7 protein-coding genes, 11 tRNA genes, 1 rRNA gene, 1 pseudogene, 1 riboswitch and 1 other annotated feature are annotated in these 10,217 nt (G+C 44.5%); of the genes and pseudogenes, 3 read left to right on the top strand and 17 right to left on the bottom strand.

Features of this window, described 5'->3' with window-relative positions; genetic code table 11:
* Nucleotides 1-321 precede the first annotated feature (321 nt).
* Nucleotides 322-2,745: a leucine--tRNA ligase gene (gene leuS, locus FFM73_RS11375; RefSeq protein WP_137631811.1), complete on the bottom strand. Its 2,424-nt coding sequence runs from the start codon at nucleotides 2,743-2,745 to the stop codon at nucleotides 322-324.
* A gap of 67 nt (nucleotides 2,746-2,812) precedes the next feature.
* Nucleotides 2,813-3,016 (bottom strand) — a binding site (T-box leader).
* A gap of 147 nt (nucleotides 3,017-3,163) precedes the next feature.
* On the opposite strand from leuS, the gene mnmM reads away from it, so the two are divergent.
* Nucleotides 3,164-3,730: a tRNA 5-(aminomethyl)-2-thiouridylate-methyltransferase MnmM gene (mnmM, locus tag FFM73_RS11370; RefSeq protein WP_137631810.1), complete on the top strand. Its 567-nt coding sequence runs from the start codon at nucleotides 3,164-3,166 to the stop codon at nucleotides 3,728-3,730.
* Nucleotides 3,731-3,791: 61 nt separating this feature from the next.
* Here the strand turns inward: mnmM and FFM73_RS11365 are convergent.
* From FFM73_RS11365 to metK, 3 genes and pseudogenes are all read right to left on the bottom strand, one after another.
* A pseudogene (locus FFM73_RS11365) lies at nucleotides 3,792-4,097 on the bottom strand (DUF960 family protein).
* A 61-nt stretch (nucleotides 4,098-4,158) separates the two neighbouring features.
* Nucleotides 4,159-5,625, bottom strand: coding sequence for an MDR family MFS transporter (locus FFM73_RS11360; protein ID WP_137631809.1), 1,467 nt, complete (start codon nucleotides 5,623-5,625; stop codon nucleotides 4,159-4,161).
* A 127-nt stretch (nucleotides 5,626-5,752) separates the two neighbouring features.
* On the bottom strand, nucleotides 5,753-6,961 hold the full coding sequence (gene metK / locus FFM73_RS11355; RefSeq protein WP_137631808.1) for a methionine adenosyltransferase: 1,209 nt from the start codon (nucleotides 6,959-6,961) through the stop codon (nucleotides 5,753-5,755).
* Nucleotides 6,959-7,055: riboswitch (SMK box riboswitch) on the bottom strand. (Overlaps the previous gene by 3 nt.)
* 123 nt (nucleotides 7,056-7,178) lie before the next feature.
* Between metK and FFM73_RS11350 the strand changes: the two genes are divergently transcribed.
* Together FFM73_RS11350 and FFM73_RS11345 are read left to right on the top strand one after the other, a co-directional pair.
* Complete coding sequence (locus tag FFM73_RS11350) at nucleotides 7,179-7,898, top strand: hypothetical protein (protein WP_137631807.1); 720 nt, start codon at nucleotides 7,179-7,181, stop codon at nucleotides 7,896-7,898.
* Between the two features lie 99 nt (nucleotides 7,899-7,997).
* Complete coding sequence (locus FFM73_RS11345) at nucleotides 7,998-8,363, top strand: hypothetical protein (RefSeq protein ID WP_137631806.1); 366 nt, start codon at nucleotides 7,998-8,000, stop codon at nucleotides 8,361-8,363.
* A gap of 44 nt (nucleotides 8,364-8,407) precedes the next feature.
* Here the strand turns inward: FFM73_RS11345 and FFM73_RS11340 are convergent, their stop codons facing one another.
* From FFM73_RS11340 to rrf, 13 genes are all read right to left on the bottom strand, one after another.
* A complete protein-coding gene (locus FFM73_RS11340; RefSeq protein ID WP_137631805.1) occupies nucleotides 8,408-8,818 on the bottom strand; it encodes a hypothetical protein in 411 nt (136 codons plus the stop codon).
* Nucleotides 8,819-8,970: 152 nt separating this feature from the next.
* Nucleotides 8,971-9,055: transfer RNA gene (locus FFM73_RS11335), tRNA-Leu, on the bottom strand.
* Between the two features lie 50 nt (nucleotides 9,056-9,105).
* A tRNA-Cys gene (locus FFM73_RS11330) sits at nucleotides 9,106-9,176 on the bottom strand.
* 27 nt (nucleotides 9,177-9,203) lie between these two features.
* A tRNA-Gln gene (locus FFM73_RS11325) sits at nucleotides 9,204-9,275 on the bottom strand.
* A gap of 9 nt (nucleotides 9,276-9,284) precedes the next feature.
* Nucleotides 9,285-9,359 (bottom strand) — tRNA-His (locus FFM73_RS11320).
* 13 nt (nucleotides 9,360-9,372) lie between these two features.
* Nucleotides 9,373-9,443, bottom strand: a tRNA-Trp gene (locus tag FFM73_RS11315).
* A gap of 1 nt (nucleotide 9,444) precedes the next feature.
* Nucleotides 9,445-9,530: transfer RNA gene (locus FFM73_RS11310), tRNA-Tyr, on the bottom strand.
* 5 nt (nucleotides 9,531-9,535) lie between these two features.
* Nucleotides 9,536-9,608 (bottom strand) — tRNA-Phe (locus tag FFM73_RS11305).
* A gap of 46 nt (nucleotides 9,609-9,654) precedes the next feature.
* A tRNA-Asp gene (locus FFM73_RS11300) sits at nucleotides 9,655-9,728 on the bottom strand.
* Nucleotides 9,729-9,736: 8 nt separating this feature from the next.
* Nucleotides 9,737-9,809 (bottom strand) — tRNA-Val (locus tag FFM73_RS11295).
* 46 nt (nucleotides 9,810-9,855) lie between these two features.
* Nucleotides 9,856-9,927 (bottom strand) — tRNA-Glu (locus FFM73_RS11290).
* An 18-nt stretch (nucleotides 9,928-9,945) separates the two neighbouring features.
* Nucleotides 9,946-10,037: transfer RNA gene (locus FFM73_RS11285), tRNA-Ser, on the bottom strand.
* Between the two features lie 81 nt (nucleotides 10,038-10,118).
* Nucleotides 10,119-10,217 (bottom strand): 5S ribosomal RNA (gene rrf, locus FFM73_RS11280); the annotation flags it as partial.

Here is a 10,217-nt window from a genome sequence, read left to right as displayed (position 1 = left end):
AACCAAGAAAACATGTTTATCCGAATCTTCCAAATCGCTGCTTAGTCCCTATTGCGAATGCCCCTAGAACAAAGGGTTATTTAGTGTACCCAAAATCCATTTAAAGGGTACAAAGTCCCGATATTTCCGATCTCGACCACTCAAATCCCGTAAGCAACAAAGAGCTTCCTCCGAAGAGAAAGCTCTAAATATAATCAAGTCGTTAATCAACACCGTTTGACAAAGACCCTATAAATCTAAATCAACTCTACTTGACGAAGTGCCGCAATAACTTGATCATGAGGTTCCCTCGGTGATTCTGATTAAACTATTTTTAATCCGTTATTTAGCAACAACGATGTTTACGATCTTCTTTGGTACCACGATGACTTTCTTGATGTCGTGGCCATCCGTAAATGATTTAACGGAATCGTCAGCTAAAGCGGCTGTCTGAACCGTATCATTGTCTGCATCCGTAGCAACGGTAATGTGGCCACGAACCTTGCCGTTAACTTGAACTGCTAATTCGATTTGGTCAACGATCAGCTTGGTTTCATCATAAGTTGGCCATTGGGCGTAAGCAATTGACTTGTCATGACCCATAATTGACCACAGTTCCTCTGTAATATGAGGGGCAATCGGTGCCAGCATCTTAACTAAGCCTTCCATGTAAACTAGTGGTAGACTGTCAGCTTTGAAGGCTTCGTTAACGAAGACCATCATTTGTGAAATGGCCACGTTGAACCGCAGTTCTGTCATATCTTCAGTCACCGTCTTGACCGTTTGGTTATAGATCAAGTCCAGCGTACCGTCGTTGATCGTAGTAACGCGATCACGCAGATGGTTATTGTCATCAATAATCAACCGCCATACCCGGTCAAGCCAACGATAGGCACCGCCAATTCCTTCAGAACTCCAAGGCTTGGAGCCTTCCAAAGGACCCATGAACATTTCGTAGACCCGCAACGTATCAGCACCGTACTTCTCCACGATCTTATCAGGGTTAATCACGTTCCCCTTTGACTTAGACATCTTTTCGTGGTTAGTCCCAAGGATCATGCCTTGGTTAACCAGCTTCTGGAAGGGTTCCTTGGTTGGCACAACCCCGATATCGTACAGGAACTTGTGCCAGAACCGGGCGTACAGCAAATGCAAAACGGCATGTTCCGCCCCACCGATATACAGGTCAACTGGTAACCAGTACTTCAGCTTTTCGGGATCAGCGATCATCTTATCATTATGCGGATCGATGTAACGCAAGAAATACCATGAACTCCCAGCCCATTGCGGCATGGTGTTGGTTTCACGTTTCCCCTTGCGGCCATTCTTATCCACCACGTTGACCCAATCGTCAACGTTAGCCAGTGGACTTTCACCAGTCCCTGAAGGTTCCAATTGCTTAGTTGCTGGCAGGCGCAATGGTAATTCATCTTCGGGAACTAAAGTCGTTTCGCCATCTTCCCAGTGAATAACGGGAATTGGTTCGCCCCAGTAGCGTTGACGCGAGAAGATCCAGTCACGCAGCCGATAGTTGACTTTCTTCTTACCGGCTTTGTGTTCTTCCAGCCAGTCAATGGCCGCTTTAATAGCGGCTTTCTTATCCATGCCGTTTAAGAAGCCAGAATTGATATGCTGACCATCACCAGTATAAGCAGCTTCATCAACGTTACCACCTTCGATAACAGGCTTGATCGGCAAGTTAAATTTGTGAGCAAATTCGTAGTCCCGGTCATCATGTGCAGGCACGGCCATAATGGCACCAGTCCCGTATGAAGCCAAAACATAGTCACCGATCCAGATCGGTAGTTTTTCGCCGTTGATCGGGTTGATGCCGTATGCACCGGTGAAGACACCGGTCTTATTCTTGTTTAAGTCAGTCCGTTCCAAATCAGAACGAGATTCAATTTCTTTCTTATAAGCAGCAACTGCTTCGGCTTGTTCTGGGGTCGTGATTTGGTCAACCAGGTCATGCTCTGGTGCTAAGACCATGTATGACGCACCAAATAACGTATCCGGACGCGTGGTGTAAACTTCAACCTGCTTGTCTTCATCACCAGCAATCTTAAAGTAAACACTGGCACCTTCAGAACGACCGATCCAGTTACGTTGCTGTTCCTTGATACTTTCAGGCCAGTCCAGGTCATCCAGATCCTTCAGCAAACGATCAGCATACTTCGTGATCCGCAAAACCCATTGCGTCATTGGTACCCGATAAACGGGATAACCGCCACGTTCAGTCTTGCCGTCAACAACTTCTTCGTTAGCGACCACAGTACCACCCATGAAATCAGGTGCCCAGTTGACTTCGATCTTATCTTCATAAGCGAGGCCCTTTTTGTACAGTTGTTCGAAGATCCATTGGGTCCATTTGTAGTAGGCCGGATCAGTGGTATTCACTTCACGGTCCCAGTCATATGAAAACCCTAAAGATTTAATTTGGCGTCTAAAGACCTTGATATTTTGTGCGGTGAAGTCCTTTGGGTTGTGACCAGTCTTTAGCGCATACTGCTCTGCTGGTAGACCAAAGGCATCAAAGCCCATTGGGTGCAAAACGTTGAACCCTTGCATCCGCTTCATCCGGGCAATAATATCAGTTGCCGTGTAGCCTTCCGGATGCCCTACATGAAGCCCCTGACCTGATGGATATGGAAACATATCTAGCGCATAGAACTTCGGCTTAGATTCATCATCATAAGTTTTAAAAGTTTTATGTTCTTTCCAATAATGCTGCCATTTTCGTTCAATAATACTGTGATTGTAAGCCAAACAAACACGCTCCCTTTCTCATATGTAACGGCTGAAAATAAAAAAGCCTACAAGAAAATAACCTTTCTTGTAGGACGGAATTTCCGCGGTACCACCTAACATTCCCGTATACGCGGGCACTCATTATTTCGTAACGCGAAAATCACGTCTCAACTTACTTCAGTTCAGTTGAAAAACTCAGAGGCGAGTTCAGTGCACAGCCGACGAATTCACAATGACCATCCGCTTTCTGAACGGCGTTGCACACCTAATAATCCTCATCAGTCTTTAATTTTTGTTCAGTGGTTTTATAGTACCAAATTTAAGATGGAGAAGCAAGGGCATTCGCCAAGAACACTGACTTTGCCACCATTAATCAATGACCACTCAAACTTAAGGGTATACTATAAGTAACCTGATTTTGAAAGGATCCTCTAAAATGAACCTTGAACCAGCCGTTAAATACAGCCACACCCTGCTAAGCCCCATTATTGCTCAGGGTGACACCGTGGTGGATGCGACAGTCGGTAACGGCAACGATACCCTTTTTCTAGCAAGTCGCGTTGGTGCGACCGGCCACGTCCTGGGCTTTGACGTTCAGCAACCAGCTTTGGATCGAACTGCCACGCAGCTGACCCTAACCGGTATGACACGCCAAGTACGTCTGATCCATGACGGTCATGAACATCTTGACCAGTACTTAGAGCCACAGCAACAGATCACAGCCGCCATTTTTAATTTAGGTTACTTGCCTGGCAGCAATAAACAGATTATCACTCACGGTGAAACGACCATTAGTGCCCTAAAGACCTGCTTAGCCCATTTACGCCGCGGTGGGATCGTTGCGCTCGTCGTTTACTACGGTCATCCTGGTGGTGAACAGGAAAAAGAAACCGTTTTGCAAACCGTCAAACAGCTTGATCAGCAGCAGTATTCGGTTTTGCAGTATGGCTTTATCAATCAGATCCACCAACCACCATTTCTACTGGCCATTCAAAAAAGGTAACTCAAAAAACGCTTTAATCGAACTCCTCGACTAATCGAGAAGCCAATCAGAGCGCTTTTGATTACATTTGCTCTTTTGGTAACAGCACGATTTGGCTGCTGCCATCATCGTAGACCCATAATGTTTTAGGGAAGTCTTCAGCATACGGAAACGGTGTGTCAAAGCTCGCCACAACGTGATCCTGCTGCAAAAAATCAAAGGTTAGATGGTTGTTGTGATTCTTTAGATTAAAACTAATGATTTCATTCAATTGAAACATGCCTTGTAAATTATTATCAATAATGTACCAAATTTAATCAATAATTTCGCCAGGTAAGGAATTCACGATCCCATAACTAGCGTATCTCGGACGATCATTTTCAAACACGTATATCGTCTCACTTTCTGTTATTATCTAACCTTTAGTATACTTCAATTGGCTAAAAATATCAGGTTTCAGGATTTTGATTACGGTCTAGTTGGTTAATGAGATAGCTTAAAATAATCAATCCCAGCGCCACGATAAAGATCCAGTGTAACCCGCCATACAAAATCTGCCGTAACGGTTTCAGTAACGATCTGCCTAAAGACTTAGCCGTTTGCGGGTTGATCAGCCGGTTCATCATCGAAAGGTCAGTCCCCTTATGGCTAGCAACTCCGCGGGCCATTTGAACGTTTAAAATAATCCCAAACACTGAGATCATCAATGTTTGACCCAGCGTTCGCGCCAATGTATTCAGGGAAGTTGCCACCCCGACGTCTTCTTTAGGCACCTGATTTTGTACCGTTACCGTAGTGGTTGTAATGGTGATCCCAAAACCAGTCCCACAGATGGCTGCAATCACAAAGAATGCCCAAAATGGCGTACTTTGCGGTGCCAGCGCCATGGCGATACCGCCCACTAAAATAAAGGTCAGACTGAAATTAATGATCTGCTTTGGGGACCGATTTAATAATAATTTTCCAGCTATAAAGGAACCCACGATCCACATCAACGAACTGGGCGTGATGGCAAATCCTGCCAGTGACGCTGGTAGACCCAACAGCCCCTGCGTCCAGGTCGGCAGATAAACTTCAAAGCCCATCAGAAACCCACTAATTAAAGCCGCCACTAAATTTTGGGTCACAAACGTCCGAATTTTAAATAGCTTTAGTGGAATAATCGGGTTAGCTACCCGGCCTTCTTGGCGGATAAATACCCCAAAACTCAAACCTGAAATGCCGAGACTAATCATTAAACTCAGCCAATTAATATGGGCGTCACCTAGGACCTGAAAACCAAACATTAACGCTAACAGGGCTACTGACAGCCAAACACTGCCCAAAACATCCAGTGACTGGGTACTCTTACGCGGCGTTTCCTTTAAAAAGATCCAAATACCAGCCATGGCTAATAAGCCCACCGGAATGTTAATAAAAAAGATCCAGTGCCACGACATCTGATCGACAATAAAACCACCTAGAAGTGGTGCCACAATCGACGCGATCCCCCAAGCAGAACCGTTAAAGCCCATTACCTTGGCCCGTTTTTCAAACGGATAGATATCGGCAATGATCGTAAATGAAATTGGCATGATCGAACCGGCACCGATTCCCTGAACAGCTCGCCAGATGATCAATTCCGTCATGCTGTTGGACATGCCAGACAAGGTCGAGCCAATAATAAAGGTTCCCAGGCCAAACAGAAATAATCGCTTGCGACCAAACATATCTGATAGTTTGCCATACATTGGTGTTGCCATGGCATTAGTCAGTAAGAAGATGGAGAAGACCCAGTTCATCAGCGCGACTCCGCTAAGATCACCAACGATGGTTGGCATAGCGGTGGAGACAATCGTCCCCTCAATCGCACTCATAAACGTTGCAATAAAGATGGCGCCCGTCACTAACGGGACATTGGTTTTTCTTGAACTCATCATTTTTCCTCGCTTCGCGTTGGCCCGCACCCCCAACGCAGTTTGAGAGTCAGCTACTCCCGCCACAAAAATAACGACCAGCCCGAAAGTTAGTCGTTATCCATTAATTCAACAAATTCAACTGAATTTATTTGTTTGCTGATTCAATCTTTTTAAGCACTGTTTTCAGTTCATCGACCTTATCAGTATGTTCCCAAGGTAAATCAATATCAGTCCGACCGAAGTGGCCATAAGCAGCTGTCTGCTTATAGATAGGCCGCTTTAAATCAAGCATCTTAATGATCCCAGCTGGCCGTAAGTCAAAGATCTGACGAATGGCCTTGGTCAAATCAATTTCAGAAACCTTATCACTACCAAAAGTGTTAACGGAAACTGAAACCGGATGGGCCACACCAATTGCGTAGGCTAATTGAACTTCCACCTGATGGGCTAGGCCGGCTGCCACAATGTTTTTGGCAATGTATCGCGCTGCATAACTAGCAGAACGATCAACCTTAGTCGCGTCTTTGCCAGAAAAGGCACCGCCACCATGGTGAGCGTAACCGCCATAGGTATCCACGATCACTTTACGTCCGGTTAACCCGGCATCCCCTTGAGGCCCACCAATCACGAAACGACCGGTTGGGTTGATCAGATAACGGGTCTTATCATCGAGTAATTCAGCTGGAATAACTGGTTTGATGACTTTTTCGATGACGTCATGACGAATCTGATCCAGTGAAGCCGAAGCAGCGTGCTGCGTACTCAAAACAACCGTATCAACCCGGAAAGGCTTACCGTTATCATCATACTCAACGGTCACTTCAGACTTGGCATCTGGCCCTAGGTAATCCAAGATCTTTTCTTTTCGGACTTTAGCGATTCGCTGCATCAGATGGTGAGCAAGTGAAATAGCTAAGGGCATTAGTTCAGGTGTTTCGTCAATGGCATAGCCAAACATTAACCCCTGATCACCAGCACCAATCTGATCGAGTGGATCAGTTTCACCATCACGCTTTTCCAACGCGTCATTAACACCTTGCGCAATATCTGGTGATTGTTCATCAATAGCAACCAGAACCGCACAGTTGTCGCCATCAAAACCGTACTTACCACCGGTATAACCGATTTCCTTGATAGTTTCACGCACAATGTGCTGAATATCAACGTAAGCACTGGTCGAAACTTCACCAAATACTAAAACTAATCCAGTTGTGACTGACGTTTCACAAGCCACGTGAGCATCTGGATCTTGTGCCAGCATCGCATCCAAAATAGCGTCACTAATTTGGTCCGCAATCTTGTCTGGATGGCCTTCAGAAACAGATTCTGATGTAAATAAATGTCTTTCTTGCATTGTAAAAATTCCCCCAATATCTTTTTTCGGTTACAAGGCATCTTCACTAAGTCAAGCTAGTGAATCCTATCGGGAATGAAGACTCATAACTCTACTAGTTTAACATATTTTTTTCAGCTTAGAAAGGGACGCTGTAACCGCTTGAAAACTTTTGAGAGTTGACCCTAGGCTTGAAAATGGTAAGCTATTCTATATCACTTAAAAGGAATTACTGAATATGTTAGAAAATATTGAAGCATTCATCGTTCATCATCGCCGATTACTCCAAGGCTTATTTTTCGGTGTCGTTGAGATGAGCGGTTTACTACTTTACGCAAATGCCAATTCATTTGAATCGTATACCAAACCGCAGCAGCTCCCCTTATCATTATTAGCACTGACAACCGTCTTAATCTTCACGTGCCTATACGTCATTAGAACGACATCAATGCAGAGTAGAACTGCTCCCATTAGCTTACTGCTAACGATTGCCTTCATCGTTTTTAGTGCCTCTAAACTACCCGTTTTAGTGAACGTTATTAATGGCCTATCAATCATCGTTTTACTATTGATCCGCTATTTGCCAAAATGGTTTGAAAATGAACTCGGAATGGCACTTTTAGCACTCATATTAGCCAGTTTAGCAGCCGGTAATTTTTTACTGACCCATGATTATCTATCAACTAGCTACCTGACAACGATGATCTTACCATTATTGCTGTTTAACTATTTTTTCCTGCCGCAAAAAACGTTTGCAGTTATCCTCTGGCCCATTGGTCTAATGTTTTTAACTCTGGTTTGGTTATTCTTCTTGCACCAAAGCCTGATTGTTATTCTCTTCTCGCTTTTCATACAGATCGTTTGGTTCTTCATTCAAACTGTTAGACGACCATCGCCATCTCGTGGCTTACTCGTTGCAGCCATTTTACAAGCACTAATTTTTATCTGCATGCGTTAATTAAAACTTTCTAAAGCTTCCAATTAATCTTTATGATTATCTGCAATTTGTCATATTATGAGTTGTAGTGAAATTATCATTATGCTTGGAGGCTTTTGATTGACTCAAATTAAAATCGTAGGCGATATTTGGACCGGCAAATATCAGCCCGCACTGACGGGTAACCGAATTGTAGATACTGCCCTGCTGACACAATTTTGCATGAAGTTAACTGCCTTTCTTTCACAGCAAAATATTAATCTATCGGTTAAGGTGGAACGTGAATTCTCGTTATCTAAAATTGAGAATGACGACACGCTCTTCTTAATTGATGCCAATATTGCAGATGCATTTCCCCAAAACGACTTACAATCGGTTAACTATTTGCCGATTAAGCATCAGGATCTATTACATGGCGATCCCAGTAATAGCTATCCATCAATTTTAGAGTGGCTAAGGGTCGATTTAAATCTGCAGCAATCATAAAAGGTTAGGTCAAGATATGTTTTGACCTAACCTTTTTAATATATTTAAACGAATAATCCGGGGAAAATAACACCGTTGATATATGGTTTAGCAATTTGTTTCAATTCTGGTTCAATGTGACTAATAAAATAGTCCTTATCGACCTTCCGATTGCCCATCCAGCCAACAAAGTATTTAGGCTTATAGCGCTGATTCGAAATCACGAAAGCTTGATACGCCTTTAGCTGGGTTCCCCGATATAAAACCTCTATGGCAGCTCTGCCTTTACGTATCCGCAGTTCTTCAGCCTGTCTGAGCTGTTCATTGCGAACATTAATTTCCCGATCATGAGCCTCATCTTTCAAATGCAAGATGATTTCAATCTGACAATTCTCCTTCAAGAATTGCCGGCTATTATGCAATAGATTCAGATACGAGCTAATCAGTTCTTTCAGCGTTATTTCACCGAAGAGCATGGTGGTTACCTCCTAATGGTGTCTATCAGGTCTAATCTCACTTTTTGAAGTCGCAATTTGATTGCACGCAAAGTATACCATGATATATTGGTATAGACAATTAAAACGTGCTAAAAAAAGAACCAAGCAATAATTGCTCGGTTCTTAAATGATACCGGAGGTGGGGTTCGAACCCACACGTCCTCAACGGACACTGGATTTTGAGTCCAGCGCGTCTGCCAGTTCCGCCACTCCGGCATATTCATACTGATGTTAAAGTTAAATAGCCAATCCCATTGAATCGGGAAAGGCGGTAATCGGATTCGAACCGACGATAGAGGTTTTGCAGACCTTTGCCTTACCACTTGGCTATACCGCCATAATCATGATCAATGGGCTCCCCAAACTGGGTTAGCTGGATTCGAACCAGCGCATGACGAAGTCAAAGTCCGTTGCCTTACCACTTGGCTATAACCCAATCATCAAGGGCGGTATGTGGGACTCGAACCCACGCATGCCGGAACCACAATCCGGTGTGTTAACCAAACTTCACCAATACCGCCATTATACCAAAACAGGGATAGCAGGAATCGAACCCGCACTAGCGGTTTTGGAGACCGATGTACTACCGTTATACGATATCCCTATGGTGGATGGGAGTGGATTCGAACCACCGAACCCGAAGGAGCGGATTTACAGTCCGCCGCGTTTAGCCAGACTTCGCTACCCATCCGTATATGGCGCGGGACGGAATCGAACCGCCGACACACGGAGCTTCAATCCGTTGCTCTACCAACTGAGCTACCGAGCCATGTACAACTATCTATATTTGTTAATCAATATTTTAATATTAACAACGGTTCGTACGAGACTCGAACTCGTGATCTCCTGCGTGACAGGCAGGCGTCCTAACCAGCTAGACCAACGAACCATCTTTTATGGAGGATACAGGGCTCGAACCTGTGACCCTCTGCTTGTAAGGCAGACGCTCTCCCAACTGAGCTAATCCTCCAAAAACGGTATTCCTATTTATTTCTGATAATCAATGGTTTGATTAATGACCCGTACGGGATTCGAACCCATGTTACTGCCGTGAAAGGGCGGTGTCTTAACCACTTGACCAACGGGTCATACAAAAAGTTGTTGAACGGAGAGTGAGGGATTCGAACCCTCGAAACAAGCTTTTACTCGTTTACACCATTTCCAGTGGTGCTCCTTCGGCCAACTCGGACAACTCTCCAAATTATTCCCCCGACAAACTCACCGAGGACAAACTTATAACTCAAGAGTTATCCCAACAACAAAGTTTGCCGGATATATCGCGTGGCAACGTCCTACCCTCGCAGGGGGCGATCCCCCAACTACTCTTGGCGTGCTGAAGCTTAACTACTGTGTTCGGCATGGGAACAGGTGTATCCTT

It is taken from the genome of Secundilactobacillus hailunensis, assembly GCF_005405185.1.
GTDB classification, from domain to species: Bacteria; Bacillota; Bacilli; order Lactobacillales; family Lactobacillaceae; genus Secundilactobacillus; species Secundilactobacillus hailunensis.
This window is presented reverse-complemented; position numbering and strand designations above follow the sequence as displayed.

What these genes read in the sequence shown, in the direction of transcription:
- mnmM (WP_137631810.1), top strand. Translation starts at nt 3,164, where the DNA reads ATGAACCTTGAACCAGCCGTTAAATACAGCCACACCCTGCTAAGCCCC.
- FFM73_RS11360 (WP_137631809.1), bottom strand. Translation starts at nt 5,625, where the DNA reads ATGAGTTCAAGAAAAACCAATGTCCCGTTAGTGACGGGCGCCATCTTT.
- metK (WP_137631808.1), bottom strand. Translation starts at nt 6,961, where the DNA reads ATGCAAGAAAGACATTTATTTACATCAGAATCTGTTTCTGAAGGCCAT.
- FFM73_RS11350 (WP_137631807.1), top strand. Translation starts at nt 7,179, where the DNA reads ATGTTAGAAAATATTGAAGCATTCATCGTTCATCATCGCCGATTACTC.
- FFM73_RS11340 (WP_137631805.1), bottom strand. Translation starts at nt 8,818, where the DNA reads ATGCTCTTCGGTGAAATAACGCTGAAAGAACTGATTAGCTCGTATCTG.